This is a genomic window from Bacillus sp. MHSD_36 (genome assembly GCF_030757775.1).
In the GTDB taxonomy this organism is placed as follows: Bacteria; Bacillota; Bacilli; order Bacillales; family Bacillaceae_G; genus Bacillus_A.
In genome coordinates this window covers 538,303-556,246 of record NZ_JAVBIS010000001.1, presented here as the reverse complement: position 1 = coordinate 556,246, position 17,944 = coordinate 538,303, and the positions used below count along the sequence as shown (strand labels likewise).

The 17,944-nt window shown below is 36.8% G+C and carries 13 protein-coding genes, 1 pseudogene and 1 riboswitch; of the genes and pseudogenes, 5 read left to right on the top strand and 9 right to left on the bottom strand.

Annotated features, from left to right (window positions below):
- Positions 1-56: 56 nt before the first annotated feature.
- Positions 57-821 (bottom strand): SDR family oxidoreductase, encoded by a 765-nt coding sequence (locus Q9B79_RS02900; protein ID WP_306182549.1) that lies wholly within the window; start codon positions 819-821, stop codon positions 57-59.
- A gap of 166 nt (positions 822-987) precedes the next feature.
- Between Q9B79_RS02900 and Q9B79_RS02895 the strand changes: the two genes are divergently transcribed.
- A complete protein-coding gene (locus Q9B79_RS02895; protein ID WP_306182548.1) occupies positions 988-1,428 on the top strand; it encodes an Lrp/AsnC family transcriptional regulator in 441 nt (146 codons plus the stop codon).
- A 75-nt stretch (positions 1,429-1,503) separates the two neighbouring features.
- Here the strand turns inward: Q9B79_RS02895 and Q9B79_RS02890 are convergent, their stop codons facing one another.
- Positions 1,504-2,709, bottom strand: a complete 1,206-nt coding sequence (locus tag Q9B79_RS02890; protein WP_306182547.1) for a M20 family metallopeptidase — start codon at positions 2,707-2,709, stop codon at positions 1,504-1,506.
- An 88-nt stretch (positions 2,710-2,797) separates the two neighbouring features.
- Positions 2,798-2,899, bottom strand: a riboswitch (SAM riboswitch).
- Between the two features lie 75 nt (positions 2,900-2,974).
- Complete coding sequence (locus tag Q9B79_RS02885; protein WP_306182546.1) at positions 2,975-5,284, bottom strand: AAA domain-containing protein; 2,310 nt, start codon at positions 5,282-5,284, stop codon at positions 2,975-2,977.
- 111 nt (positions 5,285-5,395) lie between these two features.
- On the opposite strand from Q9B79_RS02885, the gene Q9B79_RS02880 reads away from it, so the two are divergent.
- Together Q9B79_RS02880 and Q9B79_RS02875 are read left to right on the top strand one after the other, a co-directional pair.
- Positions 5,396-5,788 carry a VOC family protein gene (locus Q9B79_RS02880; RefSeq protein ID WP_306182545.1) on the top strand — a complete coding sequence of 131 codons (393 nt, stop codon included), beginning with the start codon at positions 5,396-5,398 and terminating at the stop codon, positions 5,786-5,788.
- A gap of 69 nt (positions 5,789-5,857) precedes the next feature.
- On the top strand, positions 5,858-6,178 hold the full coding sequence (locus Q9B79_RS02875; protein ID WP_306182544.1) for a hypothetical protein: 321 nt from the start codon (positions 5,858-5,860) through the stop codon (positions 6,176-6,178).
- Positions 6,179-6,493: 315 nt separating this feature from the next.
- Here the strand turns inward: Q9B79_RS02875 and Q9B79_RS02870 are convergent, their stop codons facing one another.
- The gene (locus Q9B79_RS02870) at positions 6,494-8,569 is read right to left on the bottom strand and encodes a serine hydrolase domain-containing protein (RefSeq protein ID WP_306182543.1); all 2,076 of its coding nucleotides are present in this window, start codon (positions 8,567-8,569) and stop codon (positions 6,494-6,496) included.
- 826 nt (positions 8,570-9,395) lie between these two features.
- Here Q9B79_RS02870 and Q9B79_RS02865 point away from each other — a divergent pair.
- Together Q9B79_RS02865 and Q9B79_RS02860 are read left to right on the top strand one after the other, a co-directional pair.
- Positions 9,396-9,632: pseudogene (locus Q9B79_RS02865) on the top strand (IS4 family transposase); the annotation flags it as partial.
- 286 nt (positions 9,633-9,918) lie between these two features.
- Complete coding sequence (locus Q9B79_RS02860) at positions 9,919-10,401, top strand: PRK06770 family protein (protein ID WP_306182542.1); 483 nt, start codon at positions 9,919-9,921, stop codon at positions 10,399-10,401.
- 132 nt (positions 10,402-10,533) lie between these two features.
- Here Q9B79_RS02860 and Q9B79_RS02855 read toward each other — a convergent pair whose 3' ends face one another.
- From Q9B79_RS02855 to Q9B79_RS02835, 5 genes are all read right to left on the bottom strand, one after another.
- Complete coding sequence (locus Q9B79_RS02855; RefSeq protein ID WP_306182541.1) at positions 10,534-10,839, bottom strand: monooxygenase; 306 nt, start codon at positions 10,837-10,839, stop codon at positions 10,534-10,536.
- 180 nt (positions 10,840-11,019) lie between these two features.
- Positions 11,020-11,370, bottom strand: a complete 351-nt coding sequence (locus Q9B79_RS02850) for a DoxX family protein (protein ID WP_306183314.1) — start codon at positions 11,368-11,370, stop codon at positions 11,020-11,022.
- Between the two features lie 212 nt (positions 11,371-11,582).
- The gene (locus Q9B79_RS02845; protein ID WP_001048553.1) at positions 11,583-12,002 is read right to left on the bottom strand and encodes a MarR family winged helix-turn-helix transcriptional regulator; all 420 of its coding nucleotides are present in this window, start codon (positions 12,000-12,002) and stop codon (positions 11,583-11,585) included.
- Positions 12,003-12,285: 283 nt separating this feature from the next.
- Positions 12,286-15,483: a bifunctional P-450/NADPH--P450 reductase gene (gene cypD / locus Q9B79_RS02840; protein ID WP_306182540.1), complete on the bottom strand. Its 3,198-nt coding sequence runs from the start codon at positions 15,481-15,483 to the stop codon at positions 12,286-12,288.
- Positions 15,484-16,141: 658 nt separating this feature from the next.
- Complete coding sequence (locus tag Q9B79_RS02835; RefSeq protein ID WP_306183313.1) at positions 16,142-17,620, bottom strand: DHA2 family efflux MFS transporter permease subunit; 1,479 nt, start codon at positions 17,618-17,620, stop codon at positions 16,142-16,144.
- Between the last annotated feature and the right edge of the window lie 324 nt (positions 17,621-17,944).

Below are 17,944 nucleotides of genomic sequence, written 5' to 3'. Positions count from 1 at the left end.
GTCTCATATCTAGTAATTTACTTGATTAGCTTAATGGGTATGGAGTAGTAGTGCCCCTATAAGCAAAACCCTCCAGAAACATCTAAAATTTGCCCTGTTACCCAGCGACTATCAGAGGAAGCAAGGAATGCGACTGCATCTGCAACATCTTCAACTTGCCCTATTCGTCCGAACACAGATGAATTCGTAGCAAAATTTCGTATTTCCGGATTATCTAGCAATTTCGCATTTATATCTGTCTTCGTATATCCAGGCATAATTGTATTCACTGTTATCCCTCTTTCTCCAAGTTGTTTAGCTAGAGGAAGTGTCATCGTATTTAGTGCACCTTTACTTAAGCCGTATGCAATGGACCCTGTAAAACCAAGTCTTACTTCAGCTGATGAAATGTTGATAATGCGTCCTTCTGCTCGCAGTAATGGTAATGTTTGCTGAATCAAGAAGAACGGCGCCTTAATATTTACGGCCATAATTTCATCAAAAATCCCTTCTGTCGTATTTTCAATTGTTCCTTGTGTACCTATCCCTGCATTGTTTACTAAAATATCAATCTCTGTTGTACCAACTCTTATTTGTAATTCATTCTTCAATTGTTCTACTAGCTTTTTGACACCATCCATTGAATTGAAATCTGCTTCAATTAAGAACGCCTTTCCTCCATTAGATTCAATCTCACTAATTGTTTCATCTGCAGCTACCTTATTTCGGCCGTAGTGAATCACAACTAATGCACCGTCATTTGCCAATCTCATCGCAATCGCACGACCAATACCGCGACTCGCTCCTGTTACTAATGCTACTTTCCCATCAAGATTCTTCATTTTTTCCATCCTTCCTAAATTCCGTTTGATAAATGCTATACTTATATTTTCATGTAAACACAAATAATTTTAAATATAGATTTATAGGTAATTCAGTTCATTCACTTATGATATTATAGTTATAATTTATAATTCACTTTAGAAAATAAAATAAGGAGGCAACACAATGCAAAACACAGTAAAACTAGATGAAATCGATCATAAAATTATGAACCTGTTATATGAAAATGCGAGAATTTCCGTTTCAGAAATAGGACGGATCATATCCATGACGCAGCCTGCTGTAAAAGAGCGTATGAATAAACTTGAAGATCAAGGAGTTATAGCGGCTTACCGAACGAAATTTGAGCCTTCTAAAATTAATAAAAACATTCAAGCATTCATCATGTTTAAAACGAGCCAATGCTCTGATTTTATCCAATATTGTAATGCCGCTCCTGAAGTAACCGATTTATATCGAATTAGTGGGGAGTTTAATTATATGATGAAGGTCATGAGTGATTCGATGGATTCTCTCGCTGCATTTTTAGACTCTTTAATGCAATTTGGATTATCGTCTCCTTTAATTGTATTAAAGAGTGAGTTCGAGGAGAAATTGTCGTTCTGATAAAGGAATAAGAGAATTGGCATCAAATTTCCTCAAAAAAGAAAAGGGAGTGGATCATCCACTCCCTTTAACCACTTACCCCTGATTCCTCTGCGCCTCTCTAAATTCCTCCTTCACCTTCTCTAACAACCCTTCTTCCGTAATTAATCGATACGCCGTATTTGCTAATGCTTTTGCTGATGTAATTAACGCTTTATCTCCTAATTCTGAACGGGCTGCTTCTCTAAATTCATTCGTATGCGCAATTAAGTCATCTGGTCCGATTTTAATGTACGGATGAATGGTCGGTACGACTTGGCTTACGTTTCCTGCGTCGGTTGAGCCGATGCCAAATCTTTCTTTCCGATTTACGTCCTCACCTAGTAATTCTAGTTCTTCGGCTACGATGTCGTTATATGTTTTTGTTACGAGTAGTTCATCAATTTCATTTTGGAATTGATGAATTTTCACTTTTGTGCCTGTTGCTAATGCTGCTCCCTGTGCAATATTTCTTACTTTCTCTGTAACTTCCGCACATCTTTTTCTCGTTGCTGCGCGGATGAAGAACCTTGCCGCTGCGTAGTCTGGAATAATGTTAGGTGCTTTTCCGCCCTCAGTAATAACGCCATGAATTTTCACATCTGACGGAAGTTGTTGACGAAGTGCGTTAATGCTGTTATACAGCTGAATGACCGCATCTAATGCGTTAATTCCTTCTTCCGGAGAAGCTGCAGCATGAGCTGTTTTTCCGTAAAAGTGAAAATCAAGTGGATCGACTGCTAATGAAGGACTCGTTGTTGCTGTCTTTCCGCTCGGATGAATCATAAGCGCCGCATCAATGTTTTTAAATAAACCTGCCTTTACATAACTCGATTTTGCGCTACCGTTCGGTCCTCCTTCTTCAGCCGGCGTACCAAACACGACAACTTCCCCGCCAATTTCTTCAAGCGTTTCTGATAATGCGATTGCTGCCGCAACGCTAATTGTGCCAATTAAATTGTGACCACACGCATGACCTAGTCCTGGTAAAGCATCATACTCCGCTAAAAATGCGATTGCTGGTCCTTGCTTTCCAGAGCTTTTTCGTGCGATAAATCCCGTTTCATGTCCAGCTATATTGTGCTGCAACTGAAATCCTGCACTCCCTAGCAATAAACTTAACGTTCTTGATGCATAAAACTCTTGGTTACCAATCTCCGGATTCGCATGAATATCATGGCTTGTTTCTATGTACTTTTCCTTATTTCTTTCAATACTCTCTTCAATTGTTTTTCTTTGTGACGTTACTCCAGTCGCTCCCATTTTTCTTCCCCCTTATATTTTCACGTAAAAAAGCCTCTTTCTAAAAGATAGAAAGAGGCTTCTGCATATACAGTCAAAATGAGCTTCTTTCTTATCTTTCAAGTTACCTTGCTGGAATTGGCACAGTATTCATAACGAATCCGCTGCCGAGGTGTCATAGGGCCAGTCCCTCAACCTCTCGTGATAAGAATTTTCATAAAATTATATTAAATTACATTCATTCTAAGTTCATTTTGATTAAAAGTCAAGGAATTCCTATCCGAATTTACCGGATATCTAAAAATCCTTTTAATACACCAATTGTTTCTGGTGCTTGCAGTCTTGCACATACGTACGGAAATTCCGTACTACCTTCAAATATCATTTGAGATGTGAGCGGTGCGCCTGCCCAGAAAATTTCATCATCGATTACGATAAATGGGAATGCTTTATTTTGCCTTTGTAACTTTACATTTTTTAATGGAACTGGTCCATCACTATACACTGTTATTTGCGCATTTGTACGCATTAACGCTTGCCATACTCGCTTATCCACATGTTTTGTACTTGGAAGTGAAATAATAATTTTTCGTTTTGCGGCTAAAATATCTTTCAATAGCCCTTTTGGCTCTTCAAGATTCATTTCCATAAACCAGCGTAAACGTTTCGAAATTTTTCGTTCCCATAATTGTCTTGATGTCGTACGATCATACACATCTCCGTGACGTTCTATATGAGCTGTTAATTGTGATAACGCTTGTTTTCTCGAAAGGTTTTTACGCATATAATGGCAATCTGATAATTGAATGAACTTCCCTCTCGCCCTTGTCACTGCTACATTGACGAGGCGATGGTTTTTATGGTCAAAGAATAATACGCCAGGTCGTTCTTGCGGATAACTGTCAACCGTATCAAAGATCATCATATCTCTTTCAGAACCTTGGAACTTATGAACTGTCGCCGCTAAAACTGGTATGTTTTGATATTTCGTTCTCTGCAACATTTCTCTAATACAAGTTGATAAAAAGCGGGATTGTGCCCTGTAAGGTGTAACAACACCGATCGATTGAACACCATCTAACAGTCCGATTAACATCATTTGCATCGCTACTAAACCAGACATAATGTTAAAACGAGAACCAGATGCAGCATCTTTTAGCGAAAATGCCCCCATTAAACTCGTATCAAATAAAACACTCGCTTCATTTGCGAACGGTTGTAGTTTCGCAAGTTCTTTACGTTCTGAAACAGATGCATGGTCATATACTCTATTTTTATAAATAAATGAGTTTGTAAACTTCGATATATCCGCATGCATACGTCTTTGTTCCTGCAACATAAACAGGTTCGGATGTGCTTCTGATTTATTAACAGACTCCACAATCCCAGCATGGTAAAACATATCTTCGCCGAGCCATTTGCGAACGAGTTCATGGTTTGCCATCGCAATTGGAGGTAACTGTAAAAAATCACCACAAACGACGATGCGTTTTCCAAGTGAAGCAGCTAATGCAATTTGCGGAACATATGCCATACTTACTTCATCTACAACAACTAAATCAAATGTACGCTCATAAATAAGCGAATCAATCGCACATTTCGATAAAGTCGCCCCGATTACTTTCGCATTTTCAATATATTCTTTTTCAACTTCTTTAATTTTCGCTTTTTGCTTTCGAAGATCACTTTCAATCTCTTGTATGCGCTTCTTATCAGTAGAAGTCGCTTTATATGATAAAATCTTTTCACGAAGATCCTGACGTGTTTCTTCTAAATAGAGTCTTTCTTCTCCCCAAGATCCGTTCGTCGTTTCAACTAACTTAGATGCAAGTAACGTTTCATGATTTCGTATATGTTCATGTTGACTATAACCGTAACGAACAATTTCACCAGGCGTCCATTTCTTTTTCTTTTCAATTTGCTTCGTTACTTCACTCATTAATACGTCTACTGCTGCATTACTATGAGCTAACACAAGTACCGACTTTCCTTTTTGATAATGCGCCGAAATAATACGTGATAAATTGTAAGACTTCCCTGTTCCAGGTGGTCCCCATACGTACGTTGTCGGATTGTAAAATGAACGATACGCCAATTCATTTTTCAGATTTTTCATCTTCTCAATATGTTTCGGACTGCTCGTCCCATCAACAAGACGCTTTATACGATTACGTTTTAGCTTATCTTTACGCGCTTCTTTTAATCGCTCCTGTAGTTGCTCTAACAATTGCCACGGTTCACTATATAAAACCGCTTCTCGTATTTCACCTTGTATATAATCATTTAATTTCAATTCTATTTCTAATCCATGTACAGATAATACTTCTCCTGTCGCTTCCTCACCATCTAACTCAATTCGAATTGGTGAACCTTCCGGTAAGCTTACTTCCGAAATAAGCTGAAATACGTATACTGTACTTTCATAATCTGTATATAAAAAACGACCGTTCATGATAGAAATTTTACTACCACCTATCGTTTTCCAATGTTTAATTTCATACGCTAATGCATAATGCCACTCTTTCATCGTTTCCGATAATGAAGGAGTTTGAGTAGGTATATTCATCGTATAATCTCCTTCCTTCTCCCCAAACATACTTTCTCACTATACCATATAACACGCTAAAATTTGTAAGGTTTTTATCTTGCTTATTTTCTTAATTTTCAATAACATATTGTATATAATTTTCAGAAAGAAGGAATCTACATGCCAGTTAGAAGAATTGAACACGTTGGACTTATGGTTGCAAACTTAGAAACATCTATTTCATTTTATGAAGAAGTAGTTGGCTTACATCTCATTAAACGTATGGGGCACCCGAATCCAGACTTAAAACTCGCTTTTTTAGGTGTGGAAGAATCGAAGGAAACGATACTCGAATTAATTGAAGGCTACAACTCTTCTCTTCCGGCAGAAGGAAAAGTACATCACATTTGCTTTAAGGTAGATTCATTAGAGGATGAAATCGAAAGACTAAGGAAACATAAAGTAACCTTTTTACTAGGAGAAGAAATCGAAACATTACCAGATGGAACACGTTACATATTCTTCGCTGGTCCTGATGGAGAATGGATTGAGTTTTTCGAGACGGAGAGATAAAGTGAAACTTTAATCAGCCCACAAATAGCGGGATCATAACTTTATTATCCACAAAAGGAGTAGAAACTGATGAATACAGTTTTTATTATCATTTTTTGGGCACTTATACTATTTCCACTTCTTTATATAATCCTAATAAAGAAGTGGAATATAAAAGTAGCTGCTTTATTTGTTGGAAGGATTCTATTAAGCATTGTCTATTTCATAAATGGAATGATGTTAGGACTGCAACGAAATTGGGTAGAACCTCCCTATGAAACAGAATGGGATTTCTTTGTAAAGTCTTTACTAAACGGAAAAACTGATGCACTTATACACTTGTTACTTCTAATTATTATCATTACTTTAGATCTATTCATTACATTTTATTATATCAATAAAAAGAAATAGGATATTCTCTCCTATTTCTTTTTTATTAGTAGCATCATATCGTTATCAAACTAAGGTTTTATGCTGTCCCTAAACAATAATTTTTTACATTTTTACTCTAGGGATGTCAATTTTACTATTTTTTAGGTATTTATTTTTACTAGCTTGATGGACATGGGATTGATTTATTTTCTTAAGTTGATAGGCATGTGGTGCTATCCCATTGCTGTTAAGCTAAGAATTTAAGTGTAATAGCATTTAAGGGAATACTTAAGATACAAATAAAATATCTTTTCCATGTCGCACTGTTTTATTGAAGTCTATCCCGAGTTGTAGCTAGTTCAATGCAACTGTAAATTCGGAGTTCGGTGCGCCAGCAAATACAACCGTTCCGTTCTCTGGTAGTTTCACTTTGTTATTATTACTAACAACGCTAAAATTGACGCATACTTCATTCTCATCATACACCGCGAATGAACTTCCTGATGGCAACTCCACATTCATCGTTTTCCCTGCTACCTCTTGCGGAATCGTAAACCATTTCGCATGCCCATTTTTTTGCAGTGTAACTTTCGATAATTGACTTGCATCAAGGGATTTTACGTTAGATTCACTGACGTATAAAAAGCTGGCCATCTCCATATATTCAGTATCATTCTCTGTATAAAAATGAGCTTCCGTCGTATCCCGCCCATACATCACAGGAATCTGAATTTGATGCGTCGCCGTATTCGGACCTGTAATTTTTTTGCCGTCCCAATACCCATCCTTGATCGTAATTTGTGTGTTAAGAGGTATTAGTTGTCCTAGATAGTTCATAGAATTAAATTTTTCGTTAACGAGGTAGAACTTGCCACCCTCACGCTTCGCCCATGCAGCAGCTGTTTTCTTCGGTAACACATTGTTTTCTAATTTTTGGGCTAAATATTGAGTCAGCACAGTTTGCCCCAATCCCGGCGATAATTCATATGTGCTCTCTCTCAAATAAACTTTTCCATTCTTCTCAGTAACGAAGTTAAGCTTGGAAGTACCCTTCTCATTTATAAAGCTTCCATCCGCCGTATATACATATTTTTCTTCCGGTTTAGTTGGTAAAAACAGTTCTCCCTTCTTCGTAATTTCTATTTTGAAATGGCTGCGGCTATTTCCATAAAAACCCGCTTTTTTTACCACGTCTTGAGGCACTTTAGCCTTGACTGGTTTGCCGAAAGATTTATCTGGTTTTATATCCTTAATTGTTCCTTTCTCTTTAAGCCTAGCTAGCAGTAATTTGTTTGCCAACAGTTGATTTGTCATGCTGCTGCCGCCGGAGGACAATACAGCTGTTGCCATCTTCTGTTCTGGAAGCACGACCAATGTAGCATGTTGCAGTATCGTATCCCCACCCTTAGTCAACGCTTTTATCCCATATTCACTGAATGGGTATAGTTTCACACTATCCCAGCCAAGACCATAGTTGAACACATTTCCGCTATCTCCCGGCCACATTCCTTTTTTATATTCTTCTTGTTCCATCGCCTTGACTGCTTTATTAGAGAGAATTTCTTTTCCCTGTCCCATAAATATTTGTGAGAATCGCACCACATCTTCTGCAGTAGAAGAGATTCCTCCCGTACCAATCAGATTTACCATTTCACTTGGAAGCTGTCCCTGGTATGTCGGAGAATACTGTCCAGCCCGCTTTTCGTCTTCCCATTTGTCTTGCGATGTTATCGTATGATTCAGTTTTAATGGCTCTATAAACTTTTGATGTAGAAATTCAGTAAAACTCATACCGCTGACTCTTTCTACCAAGACCTCAGCCAGCGTAAAACCGTCATTACAGTATACTGAGAACGCGCCAGGGTCTGCCTTCAAGTTTTGGTTGGACAATTGTTGCAACAAGATATCATGGGCATAAGCATCATTATCTTTAAATAAAAATGCATTATTGAACGTCGAACCTTGCAAACCCGAGGAATGATTCAACAGCATACGCGGTGTAATGCGCTTATATCGTTTATCTTTCATTTTGAAATCAGGAATATAGCGGACAACAGGAGCATCCAAATCAACTTTTCCTTCGTCTACTAGTTTCATAACAGCCGCAGCCGTATATACTTTACTGGTTGAACCAATTCCGTATAGAGTATCTTTAGTTAGTGGTTCTTTCCCTTCTATGTCGTTCTTACCTGTCTGCCCCGACAAAATAAGTTTACCATTATCAACCAGCGCATACTGCACGCTAGTCGTCTCATAGGACTTCGTGAGTAGTTCAGCGTTCTCTGCAGCAATCTTCTCCAAATCTTTGCTAGCAACTTCTTGGCTAGATACAACTGGAGCCTTACTACTAGAAGACGCTATCGCTCCTGTTGGCAGGCTCATCGTTAGAGCCAAAGTAGCGGCTAACACCCCAGATAATTTATTTTCCATAAATAAATGCCTCCTTAGATAAATGATTAATTTCATCTGTTATTTGTTCAATTACAAACATCACATAAACTACTATTCTGGCTTTATCCATACTGTCGTAACAAACGGTAAAACCTCTCTTTTTCACATGTACGTTCGTACCATAAATGATTTTTTATTTAGAATGCGCTTATTACTAGTTTGGTTTTCGTATAAATAAATCCTATTTATCCTCCCTCTTTTGCGCTTCTCTATATTTGTATCCTACACAATAAAAATTTCTTTTTTCTTATGCATTTCTTACAATTTCCTTACGTTCAAATCACTTCTATAATTAAGTAGGTTTTATTTTAAAATCTCCAGGATAATAAATGCTTATATAATCCCACAATTTCATAGAAGATGGATTCATAACCCTGCGCCAAATCATCATGCACATCTCTCATATTTCCTTGGATTCCCCCCCTCAACCTTTCCAACAGTTCCAACTGGCATCAACACTTTTTCACGTTCTTATAAATAGTAATAACTAATCAACTCCTTACCTGAAAATAAATGAATATAGAAAAAGAGAGATAAGGTTAAAATACCTTTATCTCTCCTTTTCTCTCACAAATTTTGCGAAGGATTTTTTTGTTTTGGGGTTCATCTGTTTTCTTAGCTTGATGGGCATGCAAATATGGCAATTACTTCTTATAAAGTGAAACTTTAATCAGTGGGGGTTTTCTTCATCCCCCACTGATTATTAGTTGAACCAATCGGACTTTTATGGGCAGTTGAACCCCCACCTAAATTCTTTGCTTTCGCTGCATTTTGAGGTGGGGGTCTTACTGCCCATTAAAGCGGGATAAAAAAGGAACGAGAACTGAGTGAATATAAGGCCATGTATATGATTAAAGATTACTTTCTTCTTCTTTTCCAAGCTATACAGAAAGACACCCAAGAATTATCAAAGCTTCTCCTTCGTCTGTTTAACCTCCTACAGCAAAACGGACGAAAATCTCATAGGCATGAGAAGAAATTAGTCTTTGATATATTAGGTGTCGTTTACAATTGTACCATGTCTTATAATCAAGCGACTTAAATCAAAAAATGAAACCCATTAGGGTTTATTTCGTATGAAAATCTTTCAATTCCCTACATCTAGCCTTTAGAAAAACGAAACAAACTTTACTATAATTGACGTTGTATGAGCTTAGCTTGATAGCGATAGGGTAGCGCCATCAAGCTAAGAATTTTAATTACTCCCAAAACGAAAATTTTCTGCATCATTGATTTGCTGATAATGCTGCTTTATGTAGATCATACAGACAGATAGGAGTATATAACTCTTCTTTTATGGTACACTTCAATAAAAGGGGGTACGAGGTTTGAAAAAGTGGATTAAAATCACAGCAAGCTTAGTTATTGCTATAGCAGTTGGTATTTTTACTGGTTACAAAGTCGGTACATATGCAGGTTCAGACGTTAAGGAAAAGCAGACTGATAAAATTAAAGGGGAAGAGGTAATACTTGACCTCAATTCTGATCGTCATATAATCAATGCCATGCACAAAATGACTCATCAAAAAGTATTATCTCATGAAAAGCAAGGATTTATTAAAATGACTCCAGAAAACATCGAAGCAATACGTCGAGTAATTGATGAAAGTAATAGTGGAACCTTACAACATAAAGAACAGTACCTCAAGATTTTGGTTCGTTGGTATGAAGGCGATTTCTCTCAATCCGTTGCAGAGCATAATTTATTATGGGAATGGGAAAATAACAGCACTGGTCAAGCATACGAATTAGCGACACCGGAACAAGAAGAAGCATACATTCTAGAACAAGGGAAGTCTGAAAAACAATAATGGGGTATTGTTACATTGCTATCAAACTATCAAAAAGAGATGCCCCTACAATAAAAAAACGCTATTCTTTCTGTAGCATCAATTCAAAAAAGAAGGGATTATCCCCTTCTTTTTTGAATTCTGAGTCCCTCATTATTTACTATAACCACGATTCAGTTTCGTTAACTTTTCATTGATGGCGAAAATTCTTACTCTAATATCTTTAACACCAAATGTTTGAAGTCTATTTTTGTGCATTTCCGCGTATTTTTCAGCATCTTGTTTTTCTTCAAATACATAAATGCCTCCAGCTTCCTTTGTTTCTTCATTCTCAGTCCATATTTTCCAGTGGAATCCTTCTTCTTCGTTAATACTGTTTGCTAAATCCCAAAATCCTTTTTCCATTTCTTTACCAAAAGGACCTTCAAACGGAAAATCAACTTGTAATAAATATGCCATCTTCGCTCACTCCTATTTTCAATATTTTTCAATTCGAATGCAGATAATATCTTAAATGAGCGCTTCTATTATTCCTGCACTCATTTGAAATTTCACCTACATTTTCACAACCCCTTTTATAAAATAATTACAAAACGATATCAGCTTGAACGCATAAAGTTTAACCGTTTTCGGTTATGTTTAAAAAATATGATAACAACTTATTCCTATACTAAGGACGAACAAAACAAGTGCAGGTATCGCTTTCTTAAAAGGATCTCTCGCTAATACAACAAGAGTTAATGCAGCTGCAAGCATCGTACCACCTAACAACAATCCTGCTAATAAAGCTACTGTTGGAATCCAAATTCCTATCAACATTCCAATCGCTCCTACAATCTCAAAAGCTCCGGTTAAGAAATTAAAAAACGAAGGTAAACCAAATCGCTTAAACTCCTCTGCCATTTTCCCAGATATAATTTTCGTTCCTGTCATTAAAAAGAATAGAAACAATACAACTTTTACTACATTGATTAATATTAAAATAGCAATCACATCTTTCTTATTTATTTAATAATTAACATGCTATAGCATATATAATACAAAAAATTTGACTGGTACTAGACAAAAAGTGATCTTGAATCAAATATTATACAAAATAAAGCTATCTCCACCATTACACGAAACAAAAATATATGCTATAGCATATATAATACATAAAACAAAGTTTGTTCCTTATGAATAGCATCAATAAGGAACAAATATTAATAGCGTGTATCATACAATTTGTTTAATAATGATTGTAATACTTTAATCTCTTCTTCGCTCAAATTACTTGTAACGAAATGGTGAGCGTCTGTCACTACAGGCAAGATTGTTTTCTTTAATTCGTCACCTTTTTCAGTTAAAAAAAGGTTGTGTGAACGTCGATCTTGCTCATTCAAAGCCTTCTTTACAATCCCTTTTCTCTCCATCGACTGTATCATTCTTACGACAGTCGTTTGATCTTTATCAATCGCTTCTGCTAACTCTTTTTGAGTAGTGGCTCTTTGGCTACAAAGAACACTAATAATCCCCCACTGCTCTGGCGTAACTCCAAAAGGCTTTAATTTCTTCGTAAAATAATTCGTCATTTTCACATCAGTACGATGAACAAGATAGCCTATTAAATCATGTAAGTTCATGTATCACCTCTACAAATTAATATATAAAAGAGTATAGCATACCAGTCAATTATTCACGATAAATGTATTCATTTCATTAATTACATGCTATGGCATATATATTATAGTAGGTCATTTTAATTGTCAAATGAATTACCTATTATTTTTCTACAGTATGAGTCCAGCTTATTAAAAATAAGAAAATCCCGTATTGAATATAAAATACGGGATTTTTATAAATAAATTATTCACTTATTCGAAAGAAGTTCATTCGTTACATATTACTTATCTAATTAAGAAACATTCATATACCAGCCCAAACATCTTTTCCATATCGCCCTTCATCTTGCACACGATCCAACCAATTCCTTGCTTCTTGTTCACTGACTTCATGAATTTCTTGATAGGCTTGACAAAGGGTAGCTTCTACGTCAGGAGCCATTTTACTTCCATCACCACATATATAAAGATGGGCCCCATTATCTAATAACGAAATTAAATTGATTCTATCTTGTTTTATTATATGCTGTACATATGTTTTTGGATGCCCTTCTAGGCGAGAAAAAGCTGTGTGTAAAGAGATTAATCCATCTCTTTCATCACTTTCTAGTTCTGTACGATAGAGATAATCCTTTTCAGGATGACGACAACCAAAGTATAGATGTGCTTCTCCTACTTTCATACCTTTTTGCTTTTGAACGCGACGCGCTTGTAAGAATCCACGGAATGGTGCAATTCCAGTACCTGGTCCAACCATAATAATTGGTGTTTCTGGATTTTCAGGTAATTGAAAGTTTGATTGTGGCGTTCGAATGAAACAAATAATCTCATCTTTATTATGACGCTGAGCTAAATAATTAGAAGCAACTCCTTCATATGTCCCTTCTCCACTCCATGCAGGCGCATTCACAACACCAACCGTAATGCTCAGACGATCCTGTGCAATGAGTGGCGAGCTTGAAATAGAATAGTAACGCGGTTTAAGCGCAGGAAGAAGTTCTAAAAAACGTTCAAATCGGATTTCACAAGCCTCATACTTTTCAAGAAGATCCAACATTGAAATACGTTTCTTTAATATTTGTTCTTGATAAACTCCCTCTTCCAATAATGATTCCAATTCCTTTTTATGAGGAGGGCATGCTGTGAATGTCACCATTTCTCGTATTTGTGCTCGAGTGGCTGCTTCTTGCACTTCTACACTATAACTAAGAAGGTCGAATAAACTAACAGGACTGTCTAAAGGTATGTGATTTACACTGCGTCCACTTGCGCTCAATATGACTTGATCTTTTCCGTTTAATCTAAAGCGTTTTAAAATTCGGTTGACATTTTTCTCACTATTAATTGGTAGCACCCCAAGGTGGTCTCCTTCTTTATACGTAGCGCCTTCTGGCAAAGATATCTCAATATGTCGCGTGCTTCTTTCACTGCTAGATGATTGAAGTTCACGATTTTCTAGTATAGATGCATAAACTGCTTCATATGTTCGCGCAAGAGGAGAACCTCCAAGACGGCTGACAAATTGCAGACTCAAAGTACTGCGTTCTTTCTCCATGTTTTTGTTAAGTTCCAATCCAAATGCCTTCATCGCATCAGACCACATACTTTGTTTCCATTGCTCGAGCTGTTCCTCGAAATCACCACTTGCATCCGCTTCCCCGCGTTTAGAAAATCTTGTTGCCCCTTTTTGAGCCATTTGCTCATCAATGTATCTTGGAATTCGTTGATAAGTACTCGCCCAATTATGATCTCCACAACCAAAAACTGCGTATTGAACACCTTTTAGCTCATCCGGTTTTAATTCTTCCAACCACTGCACAAATTGTCCTGCATTACTTGGCGGCTTTCCATTATAAGAAGAAGTTACAATAAGAACCGCTCCTTCTTTCGGTAGACTTCCAATTCGATCATTAAGAGCTACCACTTCCGTTTGAACACCTTCTAAACTAGCTGTATCTGCTAGTTCTCTTGCAATGCCTTCTGCTACCCCTGTATCCGATCCATACAAAACAAGAAGAGAAAGATTATCGGCCCCAATAATAGAAGGAGTCTTCTGAACTTGCTGCTTGGTTTCATGGTTTTTCAATTTCTCTTCTGTAGGCGCAAGAACAGTAGTATGGCTAATAGTTTGATTTCGGGGTAGAATCCTAATTTTAAAATCACCAGGCTTTAACGTTAATGTTTGTTTTACGTCCAGCTGATAGTCTTGATAATCAATGAATTCAAAATGTTGAAGAAGCATTCCCATTACGAGTGTGGCTTCATGAAGTGCAAACTGCATACCGATACATGCCCGTTGACCATTTCCAAATGGCTTATAAGCGTGATGAGGAACCTTATCCAGCTCTTCAAATCGTTCAGGTTGGAATTCTTCCACGTTGTCTCCCCACGCGTCTTTATCTCTATGTAACTGTGGAATAAGAACAGAAATACGATCTTCTCCTTTCTTAATTGGATATTTCCCACCAATCACTGTATCTTCTTTTGCATAGAGACTGAATGCTGGAGCAGTAGGCCATAGACGTAACGATTCATTTAAAATCATCCGTATATACTTAAGTTTCATAACTTGTTGGTATGTTGGAGTAGGATCTGTCAAAACACGGTCTACTTCTTCATAGGCTTTTTTCAATTTATCTGGATTCTTTAATAAAAAATAGATTGCAAAAGATAACAATCCACTTGTTGTCTCATGCCCAGCTATTAAAAAGGTAATAATTTGGAAACGAATATTTTCATCATCTAATTTTTCACCAGTTTCCGGATCTGGCACATTTAACATACGGGAAAGTAAATCATTTTCTTCCTGATTCCCACTATTTTTACGTTCAGCAATAATATTATCTACTAAAGAAAACATGGATTGGATATCATGTTGAAATTGACGTTTCGTTCTCCACATGAGTTTATCTTCTATATCCAGCCTCTGCAATTGGTGCATCGCCTCATCTAGAGCACGGCTCATGCTCGTGATAAAAGGATGAGGCGTCTCACGATAAAAGCTATTAAATCGATAATTAAAACCACATAGACCAATTGTATCTAATGTAAGGCGAGTCATATCCTCTGGAACATCTACGTTTTCATTCGGATTCAGCCTTGCCCATTTTTGAACGAGTTGTACAGCAATATCGACCATCATGGCATGGTAATCTTTCATTGCCCGTTGGCTGAATGTAGGCATCAAAATATTATGAGCTTTTTTCCAGTTAGGCTCGTGAGTCTCGCTTGTAAATAATCCGTCTCCAGCAAAGGCACGAACCTTTGCTAAAGCACCCTCTATACTTTTATCAAATCTTGTTTCATCACAGACTTCTGCTACCAGCTCATGTCCAGAAACGACAATGATGGTATCACTTAAAGTTTGAATTTGAAAAATAGGACCATACTCTTCCGCTATCTTGATAAAAGATAAGGTCGGTTTATCTTTGTCGATTAATGGGAGATTCCCCAGCGGTCCATATGTTTTCGGCTGAGGAATGGCAGATACTTTTTTATCCATTAAAAACACCCTTTCAAAAAACGTGAAATAAAGTGAAACTTTAATCAGTGGGGGTTTTCTTCATCCCCCCCTGATTATTAGCCCACACCAATCGGGCTTTTATGGGCAGCCCGCCCCCCCACCTAACTTCTTTGCTTTCGCTAAATTTTGAGGTGGGGGTCTTACTGCCCATTAAAGCGGGATAAAATATCCCATTCAATAAAAAGAAGCTAGCAATGAATCGCCTGGGATAAAAATATGTAATTAATTACCTTAATTTATCTTTCCCCTAACTATTCATGATTATGATATTGCTTATAAGGTCGGTAATCTAAGTTGTTTGTTGTTATTACATGTATAACTTGCAGAAAAAATACTAAATGAAAATGAAGTGTATTATGATAATGTTTATCAGAAATTGAAAGCTAAAGGTTGTAGTATTAGAAAAAGCAGTAGTTTCTCATGTCAATTCAAACAAATAAGGTAAATAAGTATACTGTGTTGCTAATGAAAAAGGATCTGATATGAATATCAGATCCTTTTTACTATATATAATTATTTCAGTGGTTCTTTTCCAGCTTTAAAGACCAGCGCCTTAGCAACAGAAATTCGCATTTCTTCATAGTCTAACTAAACAGTAAAAACTTATAAGAATCATGATCTAAAGATTTATTTTCCTCTACCGATTTAACCTCTCGACAGCTTCCGCACTTGTATCTACACGTTTAACGAAAAAAACTAATAGTAGTGCAACAATATTCATGCCAAGCGCTACATAGAACGAATATTGAATTCCTGATAATAAAGCCTTCTGAGTTAACATTGCCTTCGTAGCTTCTGTGAAGGTTGTTGGATCTACATCAGCCATTAGACTTTCAGCTTTTGTTTTTGTTACAGAATTCATAATCGTAACAAGAATAGCCGTACCGATTGAACCGGATACTTGTTGAGCTGTATTATTAACAGCTGTACCGTGCGGATTTAAGCGAGTTGGCAATTGATTAAGGCCATTTGTCATAAGCGGCATCATCACCATTGCCATCCCAAACATCCGCAGTGTATAAATAAGAATAATATGCGTGTGACTAGAGTCGAGTTGCAGGTTTGCCAGCATATAAGTTGAAACGGCTGTAATGGAAAGTCCTACTATACCAAGAATACGAGGGCCATATTTATCAAATAGTTTACCTGTAATTGGTGACATAATCCCCATTATTACCGCACCTGGAAGCATCATCAGCCCAGAGCTTAGCGGTGAAATACCGCGAACATTTTGTACATAAGCTGGTGTTAAAATCATACCCGAAAACATGGCCACTGCGTTGACAATTGCAATTACAGACGCAAGTGCAAACATTGGGTACTTGTAAACACGTAAATCCAATAGCGGTTCATTCATTTTTAATTGACGTATAATGAAAGCAATTAGGGCAATAGCGCCTACCAATAAAGTTGTTAAAACAACTTTATTCGTCCAACCATCGGAACTTGCAGAACTGAATCCATATAACAAACCGCCAAAACCGACAGAAGATAATAATAATGAGAGATAATCAAGTTTTGCATTTTTATTTTGCTTCATGACATTTTCCGATTTCCAAATCCCTAACAGTAAGCTAATGATTGCTAACGGTAATATCATTTCAAAAAGCAAACGCCAGTCATAATACTCTACAATATAGCCTGATAGTGTTGGTCCAATTGCTGGGGCTGTAATCATAACTAACCCAAAAATCCCCATTGCCGTTCCCCTTTTTTCTCTCGGAAAACTTACTAGCATAATATTCATTAATAAAGGCCCCATGACCGAAGAACCTGCTGCTTGAACCATTCGGCCAGTCAATAATAAACCAAAGTTCGGTGCTAAAGCCGCTAAGCCCGTACCAAGAATAAAAATCAACATAGATGTAATAAATAAGCTCCTATTCGAGAAACGGGTTATTAAAAATGCTGATGCCGGAATTAATATACCACTTACAAGCATATACCCTGTAGACAGCCACTGGATCGTTGAATAATCTTGAATGTCTAAATCCTTCATTATTGATGGCAAGGCTACATTTAAAAGCGAGTTATTTAGAAATGAAACAAATGCTCCAATAAAAAGGATTACAAGCATTAAATATGGTGGTTGTCTTTTATGTAATGTTTCACTCATATATTCATTTGCCCCTTCATTGTAAATTCCATTGATTTGTTTAAATCGTTTGCATACCTGCACAAGAATATATTGTCCTTGCAGTATTTTGCCAAACTCTTCAACTGGATATTCTCTTTTTAGCAATTCTACTTGCTCAACGTTACATCTGAAAATCTTTTTTATTGATCAAACGCTCATAAACGCGTTTGTTAACGGAAATTAAATTAGGTTACATTTTAAGGTGGAGTTGTCTTATTGTCCACAAATAGTAGGATAAATCAACAAGACCATACACCTATTCCTTTAAATACAGGCTTGTAAATCTAGTTATGTAACCATCCA